The organism is Streptomyces sp. RKAG293 (genome assembly GCF_023701745.1).
Lineage (GTDB): Bacteria > Actinomycetota > Actinomycetes > Streptomycetales > Streptomycetaceae > Actinacidiphila.
Genome location: NZ_JAJOZB010000001.1, coordinates 6,814,791 through 6,840,707, shown reverse-complemented (window position 1 = coordinate 6,840,707; position 25,917 = coordinate 6,814,791). Strand labels below are relative to the sequence as shown.

General features: G+C 71.3%; 21 protein-coding genes and 1 pseudogene. 15 read left to right on the top strand and 7 right to left on the bottom strand.

Features of this window, described 5'->3' with window-relative positions:
- Positions 1 to 75: 75 nt before the first annotated feature.
- The 11 genes and pseudogenes from LNW72_RS42150 (at position 76) to LNW72_RS30235 (ending at position 9,735) form a co-directional block, all read left to right on the top strand.
- Positions 76 to 159, top strand: a complete 84-nt coding sequence (locus LNW72_RS42150) for a putative leader peptide (RefSeq protein ID WP_331283982.1) — start codon at positions 76 to 78, stop codon at positions 157 to 159.
- A gap of 167 nt (positions 160 to 326) precedes the next feature.
- A complete protein-coding gene (locus LNW72_RS30280; protein ID WP_250978256.1) occupies positions 327 to 2,024 on the top strand; it encodes a nitrite/sulfite reductase in 1,698 nt (565 codons plus the stop codon).
- A complete protein-coding gene (locus LNW72_RS30275; protein ID WP_138354334.1) occupies positions 2,021 to 2,215 on the top strand; it encodes a hypothetical protein in 195 nt (64 codons plus the stop codon). Before LNW72_RS30280 ends, LNW72_RS30275 begins: the two co-directional genes overlap by 4 nt.
- Complete coding sequence (locus LNW72_RS30270; protein WP_250978255.1) at positions 2,212 to 2,916, top strand: phosphoadenylyl-sulfate reductase; 705 nt, start codon at positions 2,212 to 2,214, stop codon at positions 2,914 to 2,916. Before LNW72_RS30275 ends, LNW72_RS30270 begins: the two co-directional genes overlap by 4 nt.
- Positions 2,916 to 3,506 (top strand): adenylyl-sulfate kinase, encoded by a 591-nt coding sequence (cysC, locus tag LNW72_RS30265; RefSeq protein WP_250978254.1) that lies wholly within the window; start codon positions 2,916 to 2,918, stop codon positions 3,504 to 3,506. The genes LNW72_RS30270 and cysC overlap by 1 nt, the downstream gene beginning before the upstream one ends.
- Positions 3,503 to 4,429 carry a sulfate adenylyltransferase subunit CysD gene (gene cysD / locus LNW72_RS30260; RefSeq protein ID WP_250978253.1) on the top strand — a complete coding sequence of 309 codons (927 nt, stop codon included), beginning with the start codon at positions 3,503 to 3,505 and terminating at the stop codon, positions 4,427 to 4,429. The genes cysC and cysD overlap by 4 nt, the downstream gene beginning before the upstream one ends.
- Positions 4,430 to 5,788, top strand: a complete 1,359-nt coding sequence (locus LNW72_RS30255; RefSeq protein ID WP_250978252.1) for a sulfate adenylyltransferase subunit 1 — start codon at positions 4,430 to 4,432, stop codon at positions 5,786 to 5,788.
- A gap of 208 nt (positions 5,789 to 5,996) precedes the next feature.
- On the top strand, positions 5,997 to 7,124 hold the full coding sequence (locus LNW72_RS30250) for an aliphatic sulfonate ABC transporter substrate-binding protein (RefSeq protein ID WP_250978251.1): 1,128 nt from the start codon (positions 5,997 to 5,999) through the stop codon (positions 7,122 to 7,124).
- A 110-nt stretch (positions 7,125 to 7,234) separates the two neighbouring features.
- Entirely contained in the window at positions 7,235 to 8,044 is an 810-nt protein-coding gene (locus LNW72_RS30245) for an ABC transporter ATP-binding protein (RefSeq protein WP_250978250.1), read from the top strand.
- Positions 8,031 to 8,938: pseudogene (locus LNW72_RS30240) on the top strand (ABC transporter permease). Before LNW72_RS30245 ends, LNW72_RS30240 begins: the two are co-directional and overlap by 14 nt.
- Positions 8,938 to 9,735, top strand: coding sequence for a sirohydrochlorin chelatase (locus LNW72_RS30235; RefSeq protein WP_250978249.1), 798 nt, complete (start codon positions 8,938 to 8,940; stop codon positions 9,733 to 9,735). Before LNW72_RS30240 ends, LNW72_RS30235 begins: the two are co-directional and overlap by 1 nt.
- A 4-nt stretch (positions 9,736 to 9,739) precedes the next feature.
- Here LNW72_RS30235 and LNW72_RS30230 read toward each other — a convergent pair whose 3' ends face one another.
- Complete coding sequence (locus tag LNW72_RS30230; protein ID WP_250978248.1) at positions 9,740 to 12,370, bottom strand: fibronectin type III domain-containing protein; 2,631 nt, start codon at positions 12,368 to 12,370, stop codon at positions 9,740 to 9,742.
- A gap of 351 nt (positions 12,371 to 12,721) precedes the next feature.
- Between LNW72_RS30230 and LNW72_RS30225 the strand changes: the two genes are divergently transcribed.
- The gene (locus tag LNW72_RS30225; protein WP_250978247.1) at positions 12,722 to 14,968 is read left to right on the top strand and encodes an MMPL family transporter; all 2,247 of its coding nucleotides are present in this window, start codon (positions 12,722 to 12,724) and stop codon (positions 14,966 to 14,968) included.
- A 109-nt stretch (positions 14,969 to 15,077) separates the two neighbouring features.
- Here LNW72_RS30225 and LNW72_RS30220 read toward each other — a convergent pair whose 3' ends face one another.
- Positions 15,078 to 15,632, bottom strand: a complete 555-nt coding sequence (locus LNW72_RS30220) for a CGNR zinc finger domain-containing protein (protein ID WP_250978246.1) — start codon at positions 15,630 to 15,632, stop codon at positions 15,078 to 15,080.
- Positions 15,633 to 15,763: 131 nt separating this feature from the next.
- Here LNW72_RS30220 and LNW72_RS30215 point away from each other — a divergent pair, with 131 nt between their 5' ends.
- Entirely contained in the window at positions 15,764 to 17,029 is a 1,266-nt protein-coding gene (locus tag LNW72_RS30215) for an MFS transporter (RefSeq protein WP_250978245.1), read from the top strand.
- A gap of 11 nt (positions 17,030 to 17,040) precedes the next feature.
- Here the strand turns inward: LNW72_RS30215 and LNW72_RS30210 are convergent, their stop codons facing one another.
- The 3 genes from LNW72_RS30210 to LNW72_RS30200 form a co-directional block, all read right to left on the bottom strand.
- Positions 17,041 to 18,348 carry a sugar ABC transporter substrate-binding protein gene (locus LNW72_RS30210; protein ID WP_250978244.1) on the bottom strand — a complete coding sequence of 436 codons (1,308 nt, stop codon included), beginning with the start codon at positions 18,346 to 18,348 and terminating at the stop codon, positions 17,041 to 17,043.
- Positions 18,348 to 19,181: a carbohydrate ABC transporter permease gene (locus LNW72_RS30205; RefSeq protein ID WP_250980372.1), complete on the bottom strand. Its 834-nt coding sequence runs from the start codon at positions 19,179 to 19,181 to the stop codon at positions 18,348 to 18,350. The genes LNW72_RS30210 and LNW72_RS30205 overlap by 1 nt, the downstream gene beginning before the upstream one ends.
- Positions 19,182 to 19,243: 62 nt before the next feature.
- Positions 19,244 to 20,149 (bottom strand): carbohydrate ABC transporter permease, encoded by a 906-nt coding sequence (locus tag LNW72_RS30200; RefSeq protein ID WP_250978243.1) that lies wholly within the window; start codon positions 20,147 to 20,149, stop codon positions 19,244 to 19,246.
- Between the two features lie 213 nt (positions 20,150 to 20,362).
- Between LNW72_RS30200 and LNW72_RS30195 the strand changes: the two genes are divergently transcribed.
- Positions 20,363 to 21,310, top strand: coding sequence for an aminoglycoside phosphotransferase family protein (locus LNW72_RS30195; protein ID WP_250978242.1), 948 nt, complete (start codon positions 20,363 to 20,365; stop codon positions 21,308 to 21,310).
- A 37-nt stretch (positions 21,311 to 21,347) separates the two neighbouring features.
- Here the strand turns inward: LNW72_RS30195 and LNW72_RS30190 are convergent, their stop codons facing one another.
- Together LNW72_RS30190 and LNW72_RS30185 are read right to left on the bottom strand one after the other, a co-directional pair.
- Complete coding sequence (locus tag LNW72_RS30190) at positions 21,348 to 22,130, bottom strand: 3'-5' exonuclease (RefSeq protein WP_250978241.1); 783 nt, start codon at positions 22,128 to 22,130, stop codon at positions 21,348 to 21,350.
- A gap of 116 nt (positions 22,131 to 22,246) precedes the next feature.
- The gene (locus LNW72_RS30185; RefSeq protein ID WP_187145341.1) at positions 22,247 to 23,488 is read right to left on the bottom strand and encodes an SAV2148 family HEPN domain-containing protein; all 1,242 of its coding nucleotides are present in this window, start codon (positions 23,486 to 23,488) and stop codon (positions 22,247 to 22,249) included.
- Positions 23,489 to 23,773: 285 nt separating this feature from the next.
- On the opposite strand from LNW72_RS30185, the gene glgX reads away from it, so the two are divergent.
- The gene (glgX, locus tag LNW72_RS30180; RefSeq protein ID WP_250978240.1) at positions 23,774 to 25,894 is read left to right on the top strand and encodes a glycogen debranching protein GlgX; all 2,121 of its coding nucleotides are present in this window, start codon (positions 23,774 to 23,776) and stop codon (positions 25,892 to 25,894) included.
- Positions 25,895 to 25,917: the final 23 nt, after the last annotated feature.

Genomic DNA, 25,917 nt, shown 5'->3' with positions numbered 1-25,917 from the left:
CACCTGATGGGATAATCTGGTCCACATACTGGACGACGGTGGACTCGTCCAAGACCCTCATGCCACGCTTCCGACATGTCCCGCACTGGAATCGCCTTGGTAGGTCGGCCGCACGTCGACTTCTGCCGCGTGTCCAGCGCCATCTGTCCGGCGAGCTGATCGCGCCGCGCCGGTTGGCGCCGGCACCCCCGCCACCCTCTCGCGCCGTGGTCGCGCATGCGCCCCGCCGCCGCCAACTGCCCTGATCGATTTCAGGTTTCCGCAGGCCATAGGGTGCATCCGCGCTACCACCGACGTATTCGCCCCTGCCCGAAGGACGCATCGCCATGGCCTCCACTCCTGATCAACCAGCCGACACCACGGCCCGCCGCAAGGCCGGACGCCACCGTGGTGAGGGCCAGTGGGCCATGGGCCACTTCACGCCGCTCAACGGCAACGAGCAGACGAAGAAGGACGACGACGGTCTCAACGTGCGGACACGCATTGAGACGATCTACTCCCAGCGCGGTTTCGACTCGATCGACCCCGCCGACCTCCGCGGCCGCATGCGCTGGTGGGGTCTCTACACCCAGCGCAGGCCCGGGATCGACGGCGGCAAGACCGCCATCCTGGAGCCGCACGAGCTCGACGACGAGTACTTCATGCTGCGGGTCCGCATCGACGGCGGCCGGCTCACCACCGAGCAGCTGCGCGTCATCGGTGAGATCTCGCAGGAGTTCGCCCGCGGCACCGCCGACCTGACCGACCGGCAGAACGTCCAGTACCACTGGATCCGGATCGAGGACGTTCCGGAGATCTGGCGCCGGCTGGAGGCCGTCGGCCTGTCCACCACCGAGGCGTGCGGCGACACCCCGCGCACCATCCTCGGCTCGCCGGTGGCGGGGATCGCGGCCGACGAGATCATCGACGGCAGCTCCGCGATCGACGAGATCCACTCGCGCTACATCGGCTCCAAGGACTTCTCCAACCTCCCGCGCAAGTTCAAGACGGCGATCTCCGGTTCGCCGCTGCTGGACGTGGCGCACGAGATCAACGACATCGCGTTCGTCGGGGTGCACCACCCCGAGCACGGCCCCGGCTTCGACCTGTGGGTCGGCGGCGGGCTGTCCACCAACCCCAAGCTCGGGGTGCGGCTCGGCGCGTGGGTCCCGCTGGACGACGTCGCCGACGTGTGGGCCGGTGTGATCGGCATCTTCCGTGACTACGGCTACCGCCGGCTGCGCACCCGCGCCCGGCTGAAGTTCCTGGTCGCCGACTGGGGCCCGGAGAAGTTCCGGCAGATCCTGGAGGACGAGTACCTCCAGCGCAAGCTCACCGACGGCCCCGCCCCGGAGTACCCCGAGCAGCAGTGGCGTGACCACGTGGGTGTGCACCGCCAGCAGGACGGCCGCTTCTACGTGGGCTTCGCGCCGCGGGTCGGCCGGATCGACGGCTCGACGCTCTCCAAGATCGCGGACCTGGCCGCCGGACACGGCTCGGGCCGGCTGCGCACCACCGTCGAGCAGAAGATGATCGTGCTGGACGTCGAGGAGCCGCGGGTCGAGTCCCTGGTGGCCGCTCTGGAAGCGCTCGGCTTCCAGGTGAAGCCGTCGCCGTTCCGGCGCGGCACCATGGCCTGCACCGGCATCGAGTTCTGCAAGCTGGCCATCGTCGAGACCAAGGCGCGCGGCGCCTCCCTCATCGACGAGCTGGAGCACCGGCTGCCGGACTTCGACCAGCCGCTGACCATCAACGTCAACGGCTGCCCCAACTCCTGTGCCCGCATCCAGGTGGCGGACATCGGTCTCAAGGGCCAGCTGGTCACCGACGAGAACGGCGAGCAGGTCGAGGGCTTCCAGGTGCACCTGGGCGGCAGCCTCGGTCTGGAGCCCGGCTTCGGCCGCAAGGTGCGCGGTCTGAAGGTCACCTCCGCCGCGCTGCCCGACTACGTCGAGCGGGTGCTGCGGCGCTTCGAGGAGGAGCGCGAGGACGACGAGCGCTTCGCCACCTGGGCCGCCCGCGCCTCCGAGGAGGCGCTGTCATGACCGAACGCGCCGCGCCGTTCTACTGCCCGTACTGCGGGGACGAGGATCTGCGCCCATCCGAGGAGAAGGTTCCGCACGGTTCGGGTGCCGCCTGGGAATGCCGGGCGTGCAACCGCGCCTTCCAGTTGAAGTTCCTCGGTCTGCTGACCGAGGGACTTCGCAAGAACCCCCCGACCGGAGGCGAGTCGTGACCACCGCACAGCACACCGCCGAGGACCTGCGCGCTCTGGCCGAGCAGTCGGGCCGCGACCTGGAGGACGCGTCCCCGCCGGACATCCTGCGCTGGGCCGCCGAGACGTTCGGCCCGCGCTTCTGCGTCACGTCCTCGATGGAGGACGCCGTCGTGGCGCACCTCGCGTCCCGCGCCTTCCCGGGCGTGGACGTGGTGTTCCTCGACACCGGCTACCACTTCCCCGAGACCATCGGCACCCGTGACGCGGTCGGCGCGGTGATGGACGTCAACCTCATCACGCTGACCCCGGTCCAGAGCGTCGCCGAACAGGACGCCGAGTACGGGCCGAAGCTGCACGACCGCGACCCGGACCTGTGCTGCGCGCTGCGCAAGGTCAAGCCGCTGGAGCAGGGCCTGACCGGGTACGACGCCTGGGCCACCGGACTGCGCCGCGACGAGTCCCCGACCCGCGCGAACACTCCGGTCGTCGGCTGGGACGAGAAGCGCCGCAAGGTGAAGATCTCCCCGATCGCCCGCTGGACGCAGGCGGACGTGGACGCGTACGTCGCGGAGCACGGGGTGCTGACCAACCCGCTGCTGATGGACGGTTACGCGTCCGTCGGCTGCGAGCCGTGCACCCGCCGGGTGCTGGAGGGCGAGGACGCCCGCGCCGGCCGCTGGGCCGGCCGCGGCAAGACCGAGTGCGGACTGCACGGCTGATGACCACTCAGATATCCCAGGAGCGAGCGATGAGCGTGCCGGCGAGCCCGCAGCAGGCGGGTGCCACGGTGTGGCTCACCGGTCTGCCGAGCGCGGGCAAGACCACGGTCGCCTTCGCGCTGGCCGACCGGCTGCGTGACGCGGGCCACCGGGTGGAGGTGCTGGACGGCGACGAGATCCGCGAGTTCCTCTCCGCCGGGCTGGGCTTCACCCGCGAGGACCGGCACACCAACGTGCAGCGGATCGGCTTCGTCGCCGAGCTGCTGGCCTCCAACGGCGTCAAGGTCCTCGTCCCCGTCATCGCTCCCTACGCGGACAGCCGCGAGGCGGTCCGCGGGCGCCACCAGAAGCAGGGCACCCCGTACTTGGAGGTGCACGTGGCCACACCGGTCGAGGTGTGCTCCGAGCGCGATGTGAAGGGGCTGTACGCCAAGCAGGCCGCGGGTGAGATCTCCGGTCTCACCGGGGTCGACGACCCGTACGAGGCGCCCGGGGCACCGGATCTGCGCCTCGAGACCCACGGCCGCACCGTCGAGGACTCCGCCGCGGCGCTGGAAGCGCTGCTCGTCGAGAGGGGACTGGCACTGTGACCACCGTCGCCGCGCCCAATGAATCCGCGTACGCGCTCAGCCACCTGGACGCGCTCGAGTCCGAGGCCGTGCACATCTTCCGTGAGGTCGCGGGCGAGTTCGAGCGGCCGGTGATCCTCTTCTCCGGCGGCAAGGACTCCATCGTCATGCTGCACCTGGCGCTGAAGGCGTTCGCGCCCGCCGCGGTGCCGTTCTCGCTGCTGCACGTGGACACCGGCCACAACTTCCCCGAGGTGCTGGAGTACCGGGACCGTACGGTCGCCGAGCACGGACTGCGGCTGCACGTGGCGCGGGTGCAGGACTACATCGACGACGGCCGGCTGCGCGAGCGCCCCGACGGGACCCGCAACCCGCTGCAGACGGTGCCGCTGCTCGACGCGATCGGCGAGGGTAAGTACGACGCGGTCTTCGGCGGCGGCCGCCGTGACGAGGAGAAGGCCCGCGCCAAGGAGCGCGTCTTCTCCCTGCGCGACGAGTTCGGCGCCTGGGACCCGCGCCGCCAGCGCCCCGAGCTGTGGCAGCTCTACAACGGCAAGCACGCGGCCGGCGAGCACGTCCGGGTGTTCCCGCTGTCCAACTGGACCGAGCTGGACGTGTGGCAGTACATCGCCCGCGAGGGCATCGAGCTGCCGCAGATCTACTACGCGCACGAGCGGGACGTCTTCGCCCGCAGCGGCATGTGGCTGACGGCGGGCGAGTGGGGCGGCCCGAAGTCCGGGGAGACCGTCGAGAAGCGGCTCATCCGCTACCGCACCGTCGGTGACATGTCCTGCACCGGCGCGGTGGACTCCGACGCCTTCACCATCGACCAGGTCATCGTGGAGATCGCCGCGTCCCGGCTCACCGAGCGGGGCGCGACCCGCGCCGACGACAAGATGTCCGAGGCCGCGATGGAAGACCGCAAGCGCGAGGGGTACTTCTAAATGACCACCATCAGCGACGTCACCAGCGCCGAGCAGATCGCGGCCACCTCGCAGCTGCGCTTCGCCACCGCCGGCTCCGTCGACGACGGCAAGTCCACCCTGGTCGGGCGGCTGCTGCACGACTCCAAGTCGGTCCTGACCGACCAGCTGGAGGCCGTCGAGCACGCCTCGCGCCGCCGCGGCCAGGAGGCGCCGGACCTGGCGCTGCTCACCGACGGCCTGCGGGCCGAGCGCGAGCAGGGCATCACCATCGATGTGGCGTACCGGTACTTCGCCACACCGCGGCGCCGGTTCATCCTCGCCGACACGCCGGGCCATGTGCAGTACACCCGCAACATGGTCACCGGCGCCTCGACCGCGGAGCTGGCCGTGGTGCTCGTCGACGCCCGCAACGGCGTCGTGGAGCAGACCCGGCGCCATGCCGCGGTGGCCGCGCTGCTGCGCGTCCCGCACGTGGTGCTGGCCGTCAACAAGATGGACCTGGTGGAGTACGCGGAGCCCGTGTTCGCCGCCATCGCCGAGGAGTTCACGGCGTACGCGGCGTCGCTCGGCGTCCCGGACATCACGACGATCCCGATCTCGGCGCTCGCCGGGGACAACGTGGTGACGCCGTCCGCGAACATGGACTGGTACGGCGGCCCCACCGTCCTGGAGCACCTGGAGACGGTGCAGGTCGGCACCGACCTGACGGACGCCCCGGCCCGCTTCCCGGTCCAGTACGTGATCCGTCCGCAGACCACCGAGCACCCGGACTACCGCGGCTACGCGGGCCGGATCGCCTCCGGCATCCTGCGGGTCGGTGACGAGGTGACGGTCCTGCCGTCCGGCGCGACCAGCACCATCACCGGCATCGACGCCCTTGGCGAGCCGGTCGACGTCGCCTGGGCGCCGCAGTCGGTGACCGTGCTGCTCGCCGACGACCTGGACATCTCGCGCGGCGACCTGATCGCGCCGACCGCCTCGGCGCCGGCGACCACCCAGGACGTCGAGGCGACCGTCTGCCATCTGCACGAGCGGCCGCTGAAGGTCGGCTCGCGGGTGCTGCTCAAGCACGCGACGCGCACGGTGAAGGCCGTCGTCAAGGCGCTGCCGTACCGCATCAATCTCACGGCCGGGCTCGCGCACGAGTCCGGGCCGGCGCAGCTGGACGTCAACGACATCGGCGCCGTCGTGCTGCGCACCGCCGAGCCGCTGCCGCTGGACGCCTACGCGGACTCGCGGCTGACCGGCTCCTTCCTGCTGATCGACCCCGCGGACGGCACGACGCTGACCGCGGGCATGGCGGGCGAGGCGTTCGCCGAACCCGCGGCGGCCGGTGCGTCCGCCGTGGAGAAGGAACAAGAGGGGTGGGACTTCTGATGGTCGATGCCTATTCGGGCTTCGCGAAGGAGGGCGGCCGCGTCGGCAGCGGCCTCCTCGGCGCCGGCACGGGCGGGGTGGCGCGATGTGCGCTCTAACCGCTCAGCCCCGCACCCGCACGCGAGTACGCCCGCACCACCGAAGACCTGACGACTTTCCGGCCGCGCCCAGATAGGCGCGCTCCGGCTCTCCGAGAGGAACACCTCCCGTGTCTGCCGCAAGAACCACCCGCAGCCTGAAGCGATCGATCGCCGCTGCCGCGACCCTCCCGCTGCTCTTCGGCGCTCTCGCCGCCTGCGGGTACGGCTCGAAGTCCGACGACACGAAGGACAGCAACGCTGCCCCGGTGGCCAGTTCGGGCGCGAAGAAGCTCTCCGCCGACGAAGTGAAGATCGGCTACTTCCCGAACCTCACCCACGCCACCGCGCTCGTCGGCCTCAACCAGGGCCTGTTCGCGAAGGAGCTGGGCGGCACCGCCATCAAGACCCAGACCTTCAACGCGGGCCCGTCCGAGATCGAGGCGCTGAACGCCGGCTCCATCGACATCGGCTGGATCGGCCCCTCGCCATCCATCAACGGCTACACCAAGTCCAAGAGCACCAGCCTGCGGATCATCTCCGGCTCCGCCTCGGGCGGCGTGAAGCTGGTCGTCAACCCCGCGAAGATCAAGACCCTGGACGACCTCAAGGGCAAGAAGATCGCGACCCCGCAGCTGGGCAACACCCAGGACGTGGCGTTCCTCAACTGGATCGCCGAAAAGGGCTGGAAGGTCGACGCGCAGAGCGGCAAGGGCGACGTCTCCGTCTTCCGCACCGACAACAAGGTCACGCCCGACGCCTACAAGTCCGGTTCCATCGACGGCGCGTGGGTGCCGGAGCCGACCGCGTCCAAGCTGGTCTCCGAGGGCGGCAAGGTACTGCTCGACGAGCGCGACCTGTGGCCCGACAAGAAGTTCGTGATCACCAATGTGATCGTGTCGCAGAAGTTCCTGTCGGCGCACCCGGACGTCGTCGAGGCGGTGCTGCGCGGTTCGGTGAACACCAACGCGTGGATCACGGCCAACCCGGACAAGGCCAAGGCCGCCGCGAACGCCCAGCTCAAGAAGGACACCCAGAAGGCACTGCCGGCCGAGATCCTCGACCCGGCGTGGGCGAGCATCCAGGTCCTCGACGACCCGCTCGCCAAGTCGCTGACGTCCGAGGCCGACCACGCCGTCAAGGCCGGTCTGCTGAAGAAGCCCGACCTCGCCGGGATCTACGACCTGACGCTGCTCAACAAGGTCCTCACGGCCGCCGGCAAGCCCGCGGTGGACGCGGCGGGACTCGGCAGGCAGTAGCAGCACCGCGTCACGGAAACACCCGGAAGCAGCCGGTGTCCGGCCCGCGATGGCCGGACACCGGCGGCCCGCAGCACGCACCGCCCGCCCACGTACCAGGAGGTGACCGGATGGCCACGGCAGTCAGGACCACCGAGCAGCACAGCGCGGACACCGCCGTCGCGGACGGCGCGCCCGCCGTTCGCATCGACCACGTCCACAAGGTCTTCGGCCGTCCGGGCTCCGCCCAGGCGGTGCTCGACGACATCACCCTCGACGTCCGTCCCGGTGAGTTCGTCTGCCTCCTGGGTGCCTCCGGCTGCGGCAAGTCGACGCTGCTCAACCTGGTCGCGGGCCTGGACCAGCCGACGGCGGGCACCATCACGGTGCCGGGCGGCGGCCGTCCGGCGCTGATGTTCCAGGAGCACGCGCTCTTCCCCTGGCTCACCGCCGGCAAGAACATCGAACTGGCGCTGCGGCTGCGCGGCGTGCCGCGCGCCGAGCGCCGCCCGGAGGCCGAGCGGCTGCTCAGCCTGGTGCGCCTCGACGGCTCCTACGGCAAGCGGGTCCACGAGCTGTCCGGCGGTATGCGGCAGCGCGTCGCGCTCGCCCGTGCGCTGGCCCAGGACTCCAACGTGCTGCTGATGGACGAGCCGTTCGCGGCGCTGGACGCCATCACCCGGGACGTCCTGCACGGCGAGCTCACCCGTATCTGGGCCGAGACGGGCGTCTCCGTCCTCTTCGTCACGCACAACGTCCGCGAGGCCGTCCGGCTCGCGGAGCGCGTGGTGCTGCTGACGTCCCGGCCCGGCCGGGTCGCCCGCGAATGGGCCGTGGACATCCCGCAGCCGCGCCGTATCGAGGACGCCGCGGTCGCCGAGCTGTCCATCGAGATCACCGAAGAACTGCGTGGGGAGATCCGCCGACATGGCCAGCACTGAGACCGTTCCGGCCGACAAGAAGGACAGTGCGGGCTCCCAGGACCTCGCGGGTCTGGAGGCCGGGCTCGACGCCCTGGACGCGGTCCAGGTCCGGCGCACCCCGTTCACCCAGGTCCTGGTCAAGAAGGTCCTGCCGCCGGTCTCGGCGGTCCTCCTGGTGCTCGTGGTGTGGCAGCTCGCCGTGCTGGCCGGGTTCGCGCCGGAGACCAAGCTGCCCGCCCCCGGGCGGTCGGCAGCAGCTTCATGACGCTGTGGAACGAGGGCCAGCTCCTCGACATCATCTGGACCAGCGTCGAGCGCGGGCTGCTGGGCTTCCTCGCCGCGGTCGCCATCGGCACCCCGGTCGGCCTCGTCGTGGCCCGCGTCCCGTTCGTCCGGTCCGCCATCGGGCCGATCCTGTCGGGCCTGCAGTCGCTGCCGTCGGTGGCCTGGGTGCCCGCCGCGGTCATCTGGCTCGGCATCACCGACTCCGCGATGTACGCCGTCATCCTGCTCGGCGCGGTGCCGTCCATCGCCAACGGGCTGATCTCCGGCATCGACCAGGTGCCGCCGCTCTATCTGCGCGCCGGCCGCACGCTCGGCGCCAGCGGGGTGAGCGGTGCCCGGCACATCCTGCTGCCGGCCGCGCTGCCCGGCTACCTGGCCGGCCTCAAGCAGGGCTGGGCGTTCTCCTGGCGCTCCCTGATGGCCGCCGAGCTCATCGCCTCCTCCCCCGACCTCGGCACCGGTCTGGGGCGCTATCTGGAGAACATGCGCGAGGGGTCCGACATGCCGGGCATCTTCCTCGGCATCATCCTCATCCTCGTCGTCGGTATCGCCATCGATCTGCTGATCTTCAGCCCGCTGGAGCGCCGTGTGCTGCGCACCCGTGGCCTGGTGTCCCGGAGCCAGTAATGAACGGTCCCGCCCACCCGTCACCCGCCACCACCCTTCCAACGTGGCGCTATGCGCCGCCCCTTCTGATCATCGCCCACGGCAGTCGCGATCCGCGCCATGCCGCGACCGTCCATGCGCTGACCGAGCAGGTACGGGCCGCCCGGCCGGGGCTCCGCGTCGTCACCGGATACCTCGACTTCTGTGCGCCGACCGTGGCGCAGGTCGTCGACCGCCTCGCGGCGGAGGGGGTGCGCGACATCGTCGCGCTGCCGCTGCTGCTCACCCGCGCCTTCCACGCGAAGGCCGACATCCCCGCCGTGCTGCGCGAGTCGACCGCCGCGCACCCCCGGCTGAGGGTCGTGGTGGCCGATGTCCTCGGCCCCTCGCCCCTGTTGACCGCCGCCCTGGAGCGGCGGCTGGCCGAGGCCGGGGTCACCCCCGGCGACCGCTCGACCGGGGTTGTCCTGGCCTCGGCGGGCTCCACCGACCCGGAGGCGATCGCAGTGATCGCTGAAATCGCGCGGGAGTGGCGGCACACCGGTTGGTGCGCCGTGCGGCCTGCGTTCGCCTCCGCATCGCTGCCCAGGACCGAGGACGCGGTCCGGCAGCTGCGGGCCGAGGGCGTACGCCGTATCGCGGTCGCCCCGTACGTCATCGCACCGGGCTTCCTGCCCGACCGCATCGTCCGCGGTGCCCGCGAGTCCGGCGCCGACGCCCTCGCTCCTGTGCTGGGCGCGGCCCCGGAACTCGTCGAGCTGCTGCTGGAGCGCTATGCGGGGGCCCTTCTCCCCCGCCGGATCCTGCTCTCCGCCTGACGCGTCAGGCCGCGGGTGTGGTGCCGTTCGCGGTCACCGAAGGACCGGTTCCCGCGGCGGTGACCGCCGCGATGGTGACCTTGTACGCGGTGCCCGGGGTGAGACCGCCGATGACGCGGAACATCCCCTTGCCGGACGGCTGCGTGACGAGCGCGTCCCGGCCGGCGACCTCGATCGTGCGGCCGTCGGAGACGGTGATCAGATAGCCCGTGACCTCGGCGGCGCCGGTGTCCACCGGCGGCGTCCAGACGACGGTCGCCGCGTGCGCCTGGGCGCGGAGTTTCGCCCCGGTGGGTGCGGCGGGCAGCGTCGTCACGGCGGCGGGCACCAGAGCGTTCGACGGCAGCGAAGCCGCCCCGCTTCCACGGGAGTTGGTCGCGCTCACGGAGACGGTGTACGGCTCACCGGGCCGCAGTCCCGTGACGCGGAGGTAGCCGCGGGTGCGGAACTCCGCGGCCGTGACCGGCACCGTCGCCGCCTCATGGCCCGCGGCGTCGTACACGTGGGCCGTGTAGGACGTCACGGCCGCTCCGCCGTCGGCGAAGGTGGGGTTGAAGGTGACGACCAGCGCGGTCGTGCCGCCGGAGCTGGTGCCGACGCGTGACGGTGCCTCAGGAGTGCTGAGTGCGCCGATCCGCCGGTTCAGCAGCCCGCGGTAGGCGGGTTCGAGGCCCGCGTTGGCGACGATCGCCCCGGGGGCGTCGGAGGGGGCGGCGATGATGCGGTTGCCGGTGGTGACGAGTCCCTTGTTGTCGGCGTCGCCGGTGCCCTCCTCCCACCAGTTGTCCTTGACGAGCGTCGGGTCGTTGTTGCCGAGCGCGTCGCGGAAGTCGGTGTGGCGGCTGGCGACGTTGGCGTACGAGGCGCCGTACAGGACGTTGCCCTGGACCGTCTCGTACGTGCAGCCGTTGTCGGTGTAGACGCTCTTGCCCAGGCCCCACTGGCCGTGGATGACGTTGCCGGTGACCTTCTCACCGTCGGCGATCGAGGTGCCGGTCAGCCCCTGGGTGTAGATGCCGCCGCCGTCGTCCAGCATCTGCATGTAGTCGAAGATGAGGTTGTCGCGTACCGCGTTGTCGTGACTGCTGTTCGGGGTCGCGGGCGAGCCGACCTTGTCGGGCCAGCCGCCCCAGCCCAGTGAGATCGCGGAGTAGCCGACGTGGTCGATCTGGTTGTGGGCGATCGTGGTGCGCTGGGTGTAGCCGTTGACGATCGCGACCCCGCCGTGGAATTCGCGGGGCAGCGCGTAGAGGTGGTTGTCGGTGACCTGGACGCCGGTGGCGGGCTCGGCGCCGTCGACCCCGCCGATCTCCAGGCCGTTGCCGGAGATGTCGGTGAAGATGCTGCCGCTGACCCGGGCGTCCTTCGTCCCGGTGCCCAACTCCAGTCCGGCGGCGCCGAGATGCGCGAAGACATCACCGGAGAACTCGACTCCGCGGCTGTGCGCCAGGGAGACGTTGCCCGGCATCTTCGTCCAGTCGGCGAACGGGCAGGTGCCGCCCTCGACGAAGTGGCACAGGCCCTGGGTGGCCCAGCCGGTCGGCCCGGTGATCGTGTAGCCGGCCTGGATCTCGGAGAACCCGCCGGGACCCGACGGGGTCAGCCAGGTCGCGTAGCTGAACTGCAGCCCGCGGAAGGAGACGTCGTGCAGGGGCGCCGCGGCCGTTCCGCCGCCGTCGATCAGCTTCTGCGCGACCGGTGCCTCGACATCCGCGTGCCGCGGGTCCTCGCCGGGGCGCGGGAGGTAGTAGACGGTGTGGGCCTTGCGGTCGAAGTACCACTCGCCGGGCTGGTCGAGCAGCTCGTAGGCGTTCTCGATGTACGAGGCGTGGCCGCTGTTGGTGAGCTTGCCGGGGCCGACCATGCTGACGGTCCTGCCGGGGATGTCGGGGAACTCGACACGTTTGTTGGAATTGTCCCAGCAGGGCTGGGCCATGGTGATCGTGGTGCCGGTGGCGGAGGCGATGGGGCAGCGCGGCTCGGTCCACTGGCCGAGGCCGTCGCGGTCGATGTTCCACAGCGATTCGCCGCTGGTGTAGACGAACTCGGCGTCGCCGATGTTCCGCCAGCCGGCGAGGGTGCCGGCGGAGGCCGTGTAGCCGGTGGCGGTGGCGGTCAGTCCGACGGGCACCTGGCCACGGGCGCGCTGGGCGCGCACCCCGTCGACGTACAGCTGCCGGGTGTTGGTGAGGCCGCTCGGCGCGGGCGCGGACCACAGTCCGGGCCGGCCGGCGACCTGGTGCCAGCCGGTCACCTGGCGGCCCCCGCTGATGACCGCGGACCCGGCGCCGTCCCAGATCACCCGGTGGCCGTTGCCCCCGGAGTCGCGGGCGTCGAGCACGAGGGGCTTGGACTGCCGGTAGGTACCGGGTGCCAGATGGACGGTCAGATCGGCGGTGAGGTGTCCGGCGCGGGCGCGGACGAGGTCGCGGGCGTGCTCCAGGGTGCGGACGGGGTGCTTGGTGGTGCCGGCGGCGTGGTCGTCACCGGCCGGGGAGACGTAGACATCGCGTGCCGCGGCCGCCGGAGCTCCGGCGGCCGGGGATATTCCGGTGGTGGCGAACGCGGCGACGGCCGCCAGCGAAGCGCAGACGGCTGCGGCTCTGCGGCGAACGGGCCTCAGGGGTGCGGGCATGGTCCCTCCCGTGGGATCGGCCTCGTAAGTGCCGGAAACATACGACCACTGACAGCCGATGGTCAAGGAAATACGCAGCAATCACCGCCTCATTGCGGGGAAGTTGGCTGATTCATCGGAGCACTGAAGGATGGTTTCCTTAGGCGATCTTTATAGGTGTAAGGGACCGGCGTCCTCTGAGGGTGGGGCTAGCCTCCCCTGGATGGGGGAGAACCCCCACCGCCAAGTCACCTGGAAGCCTGATGGGTCGGCCGCCCCTCAGCCCCTAGCGTCATGGGTGAAGCAAGCGGTGCGGTGCCGCTGCCATGACGAGGGGGAACCGTGAGTCGCGGACGCGCACACGGCAGCAAAATGGGAATCGCTGCGGCAATGGGTGGCTGGAGCGCCCGGCACCGCTGGACGGCCGTCATCGGCTGGTTGGTCTTCGTGGTCCTCGCGCTCGCCATCGGACAGATGGCCGGCCGGGTCGACGCCAGCCAGGAGGAGGGCCTGCCGGGTGAGGTCAGCCAGGCGGCGGGGATCATCGACGACGCGGGCATCAAGGGTGCTGCCGGCGAGATGGTGCTCATCCAGGTCAAGTCCGGCGGCACGGTCGCGGACCCCGCGGTCCACACCGCCGTGGACGCGGTCATAGCCGCGGTCAAGGGCACCGGCCAGACCACCAACATCAGCTCGCCCTACGACACCAAGGCGATCTCCGCGGACCAGAAATCCGCACTGGTCCGGTTCGAGATGACCGGCGAGAAGGAGACCGCCGACGACCGCGTCACCAAGGTCACCGACGCGGTGGCGGGCACCCAGGCCAAGTACCAGGACCTGCGGATCGAGGAGTTCGGCGACGCGAGCTCCGAGAAGGTGCTCGGTGACGCGTTCGGCGACGACTTCAAGACCGCCGAGTTCTCCGCGGTCCCGGTCGCGCTCGGCATCCTGCTGATCGCCTTCGGCGCGCTGGTCGCCGCCCTGCTGCCGGTCCTCCTCGCGGTGACCGCCTTCGTGGCGACCACCGGTCTGGTCGCCGTCGTCAGCCACCTGGTGCCGATGAGCGACACCGCCAACTCCGTGATGCTGCTGGTCGGTCTGGCCGTCGGCGTCGACTACTGCCTGTTCTACCTGCGCCGCGAGCGTGAGGAGCGGGCCGCGGGACACGATGCGCAGACCGCCATCAAGATCGCCTCGGCGACGTCCGGCCGCGCCATCCTCATCTCCGGCATCACCGTGATCGTCGCGATGGCCGGCATGCTCTTCACCGGCATCGCGGACTTCAAGGCCATGGGTGTGGCCACCATGATGGTCGTCGCGGTCGCCATGTTCGGCTCCGTGACCGTCCTTCCCGCCCTGCTCTCGCTGCTCGGCCACCGGGTCGAGAAGGGCCGGCTCCCGTTCCTCAACCGCGCCCGGAAGAACACCTCCCAGCGCTCCGCCACGAGCAACAGCCGCTTCTGGACGGCCGTTCTCACCCCCGTGCTGCGCAACCCGAAGACCGCCACCGTCATCGCGGGCGGCGCACTGATCCTCATCGCCTCCCCGGCGCTCGGGCTGCACACCGCGAACCTCACGATGAACCAGGAGCTCGGCGACGGCCTGCCGATCATCCAGACCTACGACCGCATCAACGTGGCGTTCCCCGGCGGCCCCGACCCGGCGCACGTGGTCGTCAAGGCCGACGACATCAACGCGGCGCCCGTCAAGCAGGCGATCGAGGACTTCCGCGCCGAGGCCGTCTCGAAGGGCGCCAGCAAGGGCCCGGTCACCGTGGTCGTCCACGCCAAGGAGAACATCGCGCAGATCGACGTCCCGCTGGCGGGTGGCACGGACAAGACGAAGGCCGAGGCCGGGCTGGTCCAACTGCGGGACGAGGTACGGCCGGACACGCTCGGCAAGGTCCCGGGGCTCGAAGCGCCCATCACCGGTCAGACGGCCGGCTCGATGGACTTCACCAACAAGATCACGAGCAGCGTCCCGCCGGTCTTCGCCTTCGTGATCGTCTTCGCCTTCCTCCTGATGCTGCTGTCCTTCCGCTCCCTCACCATCGCCGCCACCTCCATCGTCCTCAACCTGCTGTCGGTGGGCGCGGCCTACGGTGTCCTCGCCGCCGTCTTCCAGCACGGCTGGGGCGCGGGACTGGTCGGTGCCACGGGAACGGGCGCGGTCGTCGCCTGGCTGCCGCTCTTCCTCTTCGTGATCCTGTTCGGGCTGAGCATGGACTACCACGTCTTCGTGGTCTCCCGGATCCGTGAGGCCAAGATGCGCGGCCTCAGCACCCAGAGCGCCATCCAGCACGGCATCACCACCACGGCGGGCGTCGTCACCAGCGCGGCGGTCATCATGGTCGCGGTGTTCGCCATCTTCGGAACGCTCTCCATGCAGAGCATGAAGCAGATGGGCGTCGGCCTGGCGGTGGCCGTCCTCATCGACGCGACCGTCATCCGCGGGGTCCTGCTCCCCGCCGTCATGGCCCTGCTCGGCGAGCGCAACTGGTACCTGCCCAAGTGGCTCGGCTGGCTGCCGGACATGACCCACGACGAGGCCGTACTGGCCCCGCCGGCGCCGGCCCCGGCCGCCCGCCCCGCAGAGGAGTACGACGCGGCCCGCGTCTGACCTTCTCCCGCTCACTGCCGGCCCGGTCTCTCACGGGGGAGACCGGGCCGGCCCATGCCGTTTTCCGCACGGCGCCCATGGGCGGCGCACCCCTGGCACCGCCGGTCTCTCAGCCGGCGGTGGCGGCGTGCTTGGCCGCGTACCGCCGTGCCTTGGTGCGGTTGCCGCAGACGCGCATGGAGCACCAGCGGCGGCTGCGGTTCTTGGAGACGTCCCAGAAGACCCAGGCGCAGGCGTGCTCGGCGCAGCGCTTGAGGCGGGCGGCCTCGCCGGTGATGACCAGTTCGGTCCAGGCGACGGCGATCAGCGCCAGCGCCTTCCTGGCGGGCGGCAGTTCCGGCGCCGGGAGCAGGGCGGCCGACGGGCCGCGCCGGACGGTGCTCAGCAGCGGGAGTTCGCGCAACGCCTCATCGGCGGCGCGGAGCAGGTCCGGGTCCGGGGCGTCGCCCACATGGACGCCCAGCTCCTCGCGGATACCGGCGCGCAGCCGCAGACCGAGCTCGTGATCGGCGGCGGAGAGCGGGCCGCCGGCTTCGAGCAGCCCCCGGTCCGCCAGCCAGCCGGCGAGCTCACCGGGCGCGGCGAGGTCGTCGGTGCCGAGCTCCACGTCGACGGTGTTGGCGAACGCCTCGACCAGCTGGGCCGAGGACGGTGCTTCGATCACGGGCCACCTCCTGGAGGACACCAGCCTACCGCGGAAGTAACCGGCTAACCGCTTGACCGGTTCGGTGGCCCATGGAATGCTTCATCGATGCGCTCAACCAGTAAACGTGTTAGACGGTTAGGGGATCTTCCATGAGCACCCAGGCCCTGCCCGCCGCCAGAACACCGGTGCGGCCCGCCGGTCCGCGGGGCACCCGCAACACCGTCGTCCTGCTGGTGTTCACCGCGATCACCAATCTCGCGGACGGGATCACCAAGATCGCGCTGCCGGTGCTGGCCACCCGGATCACCAGCTCCCCCGCCGCCGTCTCCCTGGTCGCCCTCACACTGACGCTCCCCTGGCTGCTCGCCTCCCTCCCGGTCGGTGTGCTCGTCGACCGCGCCGACCGGCGCCGGCTGCTCTGGCTGGCCAACGGGATCCGGCTGCTCGCGGTCGGCTGCCTGCTGCGGATCGTCGCCACCGGGGACGTCACGCTCTGGGCGCTGGCCACCGCCGGGACCGTGCTCGGCATCGCCGAGGTGATCGCGCTGACGTCGGAGTCGGCGCTCGTCCCGGCGATCGTGCCGCGCGCGGGACGTGAGCGCGCGAACGCCTGGATCACCGGCGTCGAGACCGCCGCCAACGAGTTCTGCGGCCCCTTCGTCGGCGGGCTGCTCCTGGCCGCCGGCACCGGCGTCGCGCTCGGCACCACGTGGGTCGCGTATCTGGCGGCCGCCCTGGTCCTGCTGCTGCTCACCGGCCGGTTCCGCGCGGTGCGGACGGCGGCGGCGCCCGGGAGCGTACCGGCGGGCGCCGGCCGGCAGTTCACCGAAGGGCTGCGCTACCTCTGGCGCCACCGGCTGCTGCGCACCATGGCGCTCATCCTGACGGTGCTGTGCGCGAGTTGGGGCGCCTGGCTGGCCCTCATGCCGCTCATCGCCAAGGAGCTGCTGGGGCTGTCACCGCGGGAGTACGGCGTCGTGCTCAGCGCGCTCGGGGTCGGCGGCCTGGTCGGCGCGCTCACCGTCGGCCGGGTGAACCGGCTGCTCGGCCACCGCTGGGCGATGTTCGCCGACCTCGTCAGCACGCTGGTGATGATGGCCGTCCCGGTCCTCACCAACAGCCTGTGGGCCGTCGCGGCCGCCGCCTTCCTCGGCGGCATGGGCGGCACCCTCTGGTCGGTCAACGCCCGGCTCATCGCCCAGAACATCGTGCCGGACGCGATCATGGGCCGGTTCAGCAGCGCTGCCCGCCTGCTGAGCTGGGGCGCCATGCCGCTGGGCGCCGGGCTGATCGGCGTCCTCGCCGAAGGGTTCGGGATACGGGTCGCCTTCCTCGTCTTCGCCGCCGCCGTCGCGGCCACGATCCCGCCGTTCCTGCGGGTCGTCACGGCGGGCGAACTGCGCGGCGCCGTCTGAGCCGGCCAGACCTACCGCTGGTAGCGGGCCAGGACGCGGTTGCCGTCGGTCACCAGACGGTGGCGGAGTTCGTCGAGGCCGATGGCGCCGCTGTAGTACTCCTGGAAGGCGGGCGTGGCGACCTTGTCCTTCCACTCCGGGTAGCCGCGCACGGACTGGGCCGGCGCGGAGCGGAGGTAGGGGGCCAGCGCGGTGCCGGTGGACCAGCCGTTCCGATCCGTGTGCAGGGCCGGGTCGCGCAGGGCGGCCGTGGCGGTGGGGAGCATCCAGTCGCCCTTGGCGAGCCGGACCACGTTGTCGGTGCGCAACAGGAAGTCGATGAACCGCACGGCCTCCTTCTTGTGCGCGCAGTCCTCCGAGACGGACAGGGTCTGCGGGCTGACGCCCTGCGCGCGGTTGCCATCGGGTCCCATGGGGGCGGGGAGCACGATCCAGTCGAAGCCCTTCGGGGCCTGCTGCTGGATCTGCTGACGGTAGGAGAACCCCAGTGGGACCATGGCGTACTTGCCGCCGAAGAAGCCGGGGAGGGTGTCGGAGCCACCCATGCCGAGCGTGGTGCGCGCTGCGCTGTGGTCGGTGTCGACCATGTCGTGGATGGCCCGCGGTACGGCCTGGTCGGCGGCGTCGAACCGGACGGTGACCTTGCCGTCGGCGCCCCGCTGGAAGATCTGTCCGCCGGTGGACAGCGAGAGGTTGAGGGTCGAGCTGACCGGCTCCTTGAGCGGCCAGGCGACCCCGTAGGTCCCGTTGCCGGTCAGCTTCTTCGCGGACTGCTGGAACTCCTCCCACGTCCAGGGGGTGTCGGCGGTCGGGATCCGGACGCCGGACTTCACCAGCAGGGCGCGATTGGCGATGATCATGCGCGGTTCCTGGAGGAACGGCACTCCGTAGACGCCCTTGCCGAAGGTCGTGGTCTGCCAGGAGGCGCCGGGGATCGCGTCGCGCAGCGTCGCGGGCAGCAGGCCGCCGAGCTCGGCGAGGTCGCCGCCGTACGCGAAGTCCGCGAGGTCGTCGGACGCGTCATGGATGATGTCCGGCGCCTCCCCGCCCTCGAAGGAGGTGAGGAGCTGGTCGTGGACGCTGTCCCAGCTCCCCTGCACGTACTCGACCCGGACGTCGGGGTGGGTGCGGTTCCACTCGGCCACGAGCTGCTTGTTGGCGGCGACGGAGTCCTGCTGCCAGGCCAGGCTCTGGAAGCGGAGCGTGATCCGCCCGTCGTCGGAGGCACCGCCGCCCCCGGAGCAGCCGGCCGCCAGCAGGGCGAGCGCGGCGCCGATCGCGGCCGCGCACCGCGAGAGCCTGGGGTAAGGGGAGACCATCAGCCCTTCACCGCCCCGGCCACCATGCCGCCGGCGATCCGCCGCTGGATCAGTGCGAAGAGCAGCAGGCTGGGAAGGGTCGCGAGCAGCGCCGCGGCGGCGAGCGGACCGAGGTCCGCGACGCCCTCGGCGCCGATGAAGTGGGTGAGGATGATCGGCATGGTCTGCTTCTCCGGGGTTTTCAGCAGCACCAGCGCGAAGAAGAACTCGTTCCACGCGGTGATGAAGGCGAACAGGCCGGTGGCGACGATGCCGGGGGCGAGCAGCGGCGCGGTGATCGAGACGAGGGTGCGGAGCCGGCCGGCGCCGTCGACCGCGGCGGCCTCCTCCAGCTCGCGCGGCACGGCGCGGACGTAGCCCGTCAGCATCCACAGCGCGAACGGCAGCGTCCAGACGACGTAGACCATCACGAGGCCCGGCAGCGCGTTGATCAGATGCAGTCGCTTGAGGATCAGGAACAGCGGAATGATCACCAGCACGAACGGGAACGCCTGGCTGACCACGACCCACCCGGTGGCGGCCCGGCTCAGCCGTGAGCGGTGCCGCGCCATCACGTACGCCATCGGCGTCGCGAGGAGCACCGCGATGACGGCGGAGCTCAGCGCCACCAGCAGGCTGTTCAGTGCGGCGTGCAGCAGCGGCTGCTCGTCGAAGGCCTGCCGGAAGTTGTCGAGGGTCGGGTGCTTCGGCCACCAGGTGGGGTGCAGGGTGGCCAGCTCGCGCGGCGGTTTGAACGCCGTCGAGACCAGCCACAGCAGCGGGAAGCCGAGGAAGACCAGATAGCCGACGAGCGCGAGGTACTGGCCGGTGCGGCCGGCCCGGCGCTTGATCAGCCGGGTGCGGGCGGTCGGGGTGCGGGCGGCATGTGTGCGGGCGGTCGGGGTGCGGGCGGTCGTCACTGGTCGTCCCCCTTGAGCCGGCCGGCCAGATACACGGCCAGGAGTACGGAGATCACCGCGACCATGACGCAGCCCATCGCCGCCGCATAGCCGAACTGCCCGTAGCGGAAGGCCTCTTCGTAGGCGAAGAGCATCGGCAGCCGGGTGCGGCCGCCGGGACCGCCGTTGGTGAGTACATAGACCAGCGCGAACGAGTTGAAGTTCCAGATGAAGTTCAGGGCCGTCATGGCGAGCGCCACCGGCCGGAGCGCGGGCCAGGTCACCGTCCGGAATCTGCGCCAGGCGCCGGCGCCGTCCACCGCGGCGGCCTCGTGCAGCTCGCGCGGTACGTTCTGCAGCCCGGCGAGGAGCGAGACGGTGGTGGTCGGCATCCCCGCCCAGATGCCGACGACGATCACGGCGGGCAGCGCGGTGGACAGCCCGGCGAGCCAGTCGGTGCCGTCGCCGAGGTGGAGTTGGCGCAGCGTCTCGTTGAGCACGCCCGCGTCCGGGTGGTAGACGAGCCGCCACATGATGCCGACGACGACCTCCGGCATCGCCCACGGGACGATGGCCAGCGCGCGGGCCAGCCAGCGCATCCGCAGCGGCTGGTTGAGCAGCAGCGCCAGGCCGAGCGCGAGCAGGAACTGGGGCACGGTCACCCCGACCGCCCACACCAGGCCGATCCGGAACGAGTCCCAGAAGAGGGAGTCGTGCAGCAGGTCGGAGAAGTTCTGCAGCCCGGTCCACCGGGTCGGCTGGGTGCGGCCCGACTGCGAGTCGGTGAACGCGAGCCCGATCCCGTACAGCAGCGGTCCGACGCTCAGCAGCAGGATCGGGATCAGTGCCGGGAGGACGAGGAACCACACGCCCCGGTCATGACGCCGCGGGCGGGTCCTGGGTGGCGCGGTGGCCAGGGTCACGGCAGGCGGCTCCTTCGCGCGGCTCCGTCGGACGGGCCGCCCGGCCGGTGCGGAGCCGGCCCCGGCGGGCCCCCGTCATGGTCCGGACCCCCGGGCGGCCCGTCAAGACCATGTGACGGCACGTCGGCTCCGGGCGGGCGGCCGCGGGCGGCTGCCCGCGGGCAGGTGCGAGACTGTCGGTGATCATTCGAACGGGGAACGGCGGAGGCGGTCGTGGAGCAATCGGGCACGGCGTTCACGGAGGAACGGGCACGGGCCGTCCTGGCGGCAGCGGCGAGGCCCGCGGCGGCTTCCGCCGCGGCCTCCGCAGCGGATCCGGCGGTCTCCGGGGCGCCGGACGCGGCCGGGGCGCGGCTGCTGGCGCTGGGCGAGAACGCGGTGTTCGCGGTGGGCGACGGTCTCGTCGTCAAGGTCGCCCGCAGCGCCGAACTGCTCGAGCGCGCCGAGCGCGAGGTGCGGATCGCCGGCTGGCTGGCGGAGCACGATGTGCCGGCGGTCCGGGCGGCCTCGCCGCGGGCCCGGCTGGTCGACGGCCATCCCGTCACGTACTGGGTGCGGCTGCCCGAGCCGGTGCGCCCCGCCGGGCCCGCCGACCTCGCCGGACTGCTGCGGCTGGTGCACGCGCTGCCGGAGCCGTCGGGCCCGTCCGCCCCCGTGCTGCCGCCACGCGATCTGCTGGGCGGGGTGGAGCGCTGGCTGCGGCTCGCGGGTGAGGCGATCGACCCGGCGGACGCCGCTTATCTGCGCGACCGGCGGGACGGATTCGCCGCGACGGCCTCCGCGCTGACGCCCCGGCTGCCGCGCGGCCCGGTGCACGGCGACGCGCTGCCGCGCAACGTCCAGGTCGGCCCCGACGGGCCGGTGCTCGTCGACCTGGAGACGTTCTCCTCCGATCTGCGCGAACACGATCTGGTGGTGATGGCGCTCAGCCGGGACCGCTACGGTCTCGACCCGGCCGCCTACGACACGTTCACGGCGGCCTACGGCTGGGACGTGCGCGAGTGGGACGGCTGCGCCGTGCTGCGCGGCGCGCGGGAGACCGCGAGCTGCGCCTGGGTCGCCCAGCACGCGCCCGCGAACCCGGCGGCACTCGCCGAGTTCCGCCGCCGCGTCGCGTCCCTGCGGGACGGCGATCCGACGGTGCGCTGGTACCCGTTCTGAACGAGGGCGTCCACGTCCCTGCGGGCGCCGGAGGGAGTCAGCCCTGGCCCGGCAGATCCGACTCGTCCAGCAGCGGGACGCCGCCGACCGGCGCGGCGCGCTGCTGCGGGAGCAGAGCGTCCAGCCGCAGCGGCCAGGACGCGTCGACGACGGCCTCCGGGTCGCGGTCCCGGCGCAGCCACTTCTGGTAGCCGGTGGCCCAGTCGGTGTACCAGCGGATCTGGGAGCGGTGCAGGTCCCAGAGCTCGGCCTCGCCGGCCTCCGGGTACCGCTCGCCCAGCGCGCGGGCGACCCGGACGGCGGCGAGGGCGTCGGCGCCCGCCTCGTGCGCGTCGTCCAGCACCACCCCGTACACCGCGCAGGCGGCCTCCAGATTGCGCTTGCCCTTGCGGTACTTGTCCAGCGCCCGGTCCATGACCAGCGGGTCCAGGACCGGTCCGACGGCCGGGCCGGGGGCGCCGCCGAGGCCGGGCAGCTCATGGCGGCGCAGCTCGGCGGCGAGCAGGCTCAGGTCGAAGGGGGCGTTGTAGACGACGACCGGTACACCGTCCGCCCAGTACTCGCGCAGCGCGCGGGCTATCTCGGCGACGGCCTCCCGGGCGGGGCGGCCCTCCGCCACGGCCCGCTCGGTCGTGATGCCGTGGATGGCGGTCGCGCCCTCGGGAATGGCCACGCCGGGATCGACGAGCCACTCCCGGTGCCGTATCGGCTCACCGCCCTTGACCTCGGTCACCGCGGCCGTGACGATCCGCGCCTCGTGCGGGTCCGTCCCCGTCGTCTCCAGGTCGAAGCCGACGAGCAGCTCCCGATGCCATGCCATGCGCCTACCTCCCACTGGTCCCCCGTGTGCTCTGCCATCCTCTCGTGCACCACTGACAGTGGGTCCCCCGGGTCCGCGCCGCCGGGCGCGTCCGGCCGGACGCGGAACCCCGGGTGTCAGGACACCGGCCGGGAGTCGGCCCAGACTCCTTCGAACTCCTCGCGGTAGACGTCGAAGAGTCCGCTGTGCTCACCGCGCCGGTCGTCCTTGACGACATGGCGCGAGGGACCGCGCAGCACCATCACCGGGACCTCCATCCCGCGGGCCTTGCGCAGATAGGACTGGACGACCGCGAGTCCGTCGGCGCTGTCGCCGTCGACGAGGTACGCGGTGAAGCGCGGGGTCTCGTCGAAGACCCGGATCTCGAAGGCCGCGGGGTCGCGCAGCCGGGCCCGGACCCGGCGCATGTGCATGATGTTCATCTCGACGGAGCGGCTCAGCTCGCCGCGCCCGAGCCCCAGCTCGCGCTCCCGGCGGCGGACCGCGCTGCTGGCGGGGTTGAGGAAGAGCAGCCGGATACGGCAGCCCGACTCCGCGAGCCGCATCAGCCGGCGGCCGGAGTAGTTCTGCACGAGGAGGTTCAGGCCGATGCCTATCGCGTCCAGCCGGTGCGCCGAGCCGAAGAGGTCCTCGGCGGGCAGCTGGCGCTGGAGCCGGACCCGGTCGGAGTAGACGCCGACGACATCGGCGTAGCGGTCGGCGACCAGTTCCTCGACGACGTCGACGGGGAGCCGGTCGGCCGCCGCGTAGCCGGATCCGGAACCGAGGATGTCCAGCAGCCGGGCGGCGGCCCGTTCGGCCTGCGCGAGGACGGTGCGGGACAGCGCGCGGTTGCGGGAGACGACATGCCGGGCGACCTCGAGCTCGTCGAGCGCGAGTTCGAGATCGCGGCGCTCGTCGAAGTACGGCTCGAAGCACGGCCAGTGCTGCACGACGAGTTCCCGCAGCTGCGGGAGGGTCAGGAAGCTGAGGATGTTGTCGTCGGCGGGGTCGAGCAGGAAGCCCTTGCGGCGGCTGACCTCACGGACGGCGGCAGCGCGCTGCACCCATTCGTGTCCGGCCGGGCCCGCGGCGGCGACCACCCACTCCTCGCCGTGCACGGGCTCGTAGATCGGGCGCAGCACGGCGTTCACGACGGCGCGCAGGCGCTGCTCGACGAGGTTGAGCCAGACGTATGCCCGCCCGGCGCGGCTGGCACGGGTGCGCACCTCCGCCCAGGCGTCGGCGCCCCAGTCCAGTTCCGCTCCTATCTCCAACGGCTGCGCGAGCGTGACCGCGCCGGGCGCACCGTCGGCAGTGGCGCCGCTCTGGTCTCCCTGATCTCCGCCACTGGGGAGCACAAGGCCTCCCGACGTCACCACGCCACCGCCTCCCTCCCCCGTCCACGATCAAGGAAGGCTACTGCCCACCGGGTGGCACCGCAGCCCTATCGACCCTACTTGACTACAACCGCACCGCGTCATCACCCTTACGGTTGCTGACCGTTGGGACACCGGGTGACGTACTGAACCCTTTCCGGGGAAGATCCGATCTTCGCAAATGGCACTTTTGCCCCCACATCTACGCGAAGATACAGCGTTGACAACGATGTGACCGGGCGAGCGGCCTACCGTCATCCGGTCCCGGAGTGGAAGAGTCGCGACATGCAAGTCTGGCCGGGTACGGCATATCCCCTCGGCGCCACGTACGACGGCGCGGGCACCAATTTCGCCCTCTTCTCCGAAGTAGCCGAACGCATCGAACTGTGCCTGCTGCACGACGACGGCTCCGAAACGGCCGTGGAGCTGCGGGAGGCCGACGCCTTCGTGCGGCACGCCTATCTGCCGGGCGTGATGCCGGGTCAGCGGTACGGATTCCGGGTGCACGGCCCGTACGAGCCGGCCAAGGGCAACCGCTGCAACTCGTCGAAGCTGCTGATGGACCCCTATGCGAAGGCCGTGAGCGGGTCGATCGACTGGGACGAGGCGGTGTACGGCTACCAGTTCGGCCAGCCGGAGACCCGCAACGACCAGGACTCGGCGCCGCACACCATGACCTCGGTCGTGGTGAACCCGTACTTCGACTGGTCCGACGACCGGCCGCCGCGGATCGACTACCACCGCATGGTGATCTACGAGGCCCACGTCAAGGGCCTGACGATGCTTCACCCCGATCTGCCCGAGGAGATCCGCGGCACCTACGCGGCCCTGGCGCACCCGGCGGTCATCGGCCACCTGGTGGAACTGGGGGTGACCACGCTGGAGCTGATGCCGGTTCACCAGTTCGTGCTGGACCACCGGCTGGCGGACGCGGGGCTGAACAACTACTGGGGTTACAACACCATCGGTTTCTTCGCCCCGCACAACACGTACTCCTCGCTGGGCGACCGGGGGCAGCAGGTCCTGGAGTTCAAGACGGCGGTGCGGGCGCTGCACGCCGCCGGTATCGAGGTGATCCTCGACGTGGTCTACAACCACACCGCCGAGGGCAGCCACCTGGGTCCGACGCTGTCCTTCCGGGGGCTCGACAACGCGTCGTACTACCGGCTGGGCGATGACAAGCGCTACTACATGGACACCACAGGCACCGGCAACTCGCTGCTGATGCGCAGTCCGCACGTACTGCAGATGATCATGGATTCGCTGCGCTACTGGGTCACCGAGATGCACGTGGACGGCTTCCGCTTCGACCTCGCGGCGACGCTGGCCCGGCAGTTCCACGAGGTGGACCGGCTGTCGTCCTTCTTCGACCTGGTCCAGCAGGACCCGGTGGTCAGCCAGGTCAAGCTGATCGCCGAGCCGTGGGACGTCGGCGAGGGCGGCTACCAGGTGGGCAACTTCCCGCCGCTGTGGGCCGAGTGGAACGGCAAGTTCCGCGACACCGTCCGGGATCTGTGGCGGGGCGAGAACGCCACCCTCGCGGAGTTCGCCTCCCGGCTGACCGGCTCCTCGGACCTCTACCAGGACGACGGCCGCCGCCCGCTGGCCTCCATCAACTTCGTGACCTGCCACGACGGCTTCACCCTCAACGACCTGGTCTCGTACAACGACAAGCACAACGAGGCCAACGGCGAGGACAACCGCGACGGCGAGAGCCACAACCGGTCGTGGAACTGCGGCGAGGAGGGCGAGACCGAGGACCCGGGCATCCTGGCCCTGCGCGGCCGCCAGCTGCGCAACTTCATCGCCACCCTGATGCTCTCCCAGGGCGTGCCGATGCTCTCCCACGGCGACGAGTTCGGCAGGACCCAGCGCGGCAACAACAACGCCTACTGCCAGGACAACGAGCTGGCCTGGGTGCGCTGGCCGAAGGCGGACGAGACCGGGGCGCAGCGGCTGCACGAGTTCATCCGCACCATGGTCTGGCTGCGCCGCGACCATCCGGTCTTCCGCCGCCGGCGCTTCTTCCACGGCCGTCCGGTGGAGGGCACCCACGACGAGCTCTCCGACATCGCCTGGTTCACCCCGGAGGGCGAGGAGATGGCCCAGCGGGACTGGCAGGCGGCGCACGCCAAGTCGCTGGTGGTGTTCCTCAACGGCAGCGCGATCTCCGAGCCGGGCGCGCGCGGCGAGCGGATCACGGACGACTCCTTCCTGCTGCTGTTCAACGCGCAGGCCGAGGAGCTGGAGTTCGTGGTTCCGGTCAACCACGGCAAGGAGTGGCAGCTGGTGGTGGACACCGGACGGGCCGAAGGGGTGGAGCCGGGCAGCGGGCGGAAGGTCAAGGCCGGCGACCGGCTGCAGCTGACCGACCGGAGTCTGGTGGTGCTGCAACGGCCGGCGTAATCGATCGGTCGATGTGATCGTAG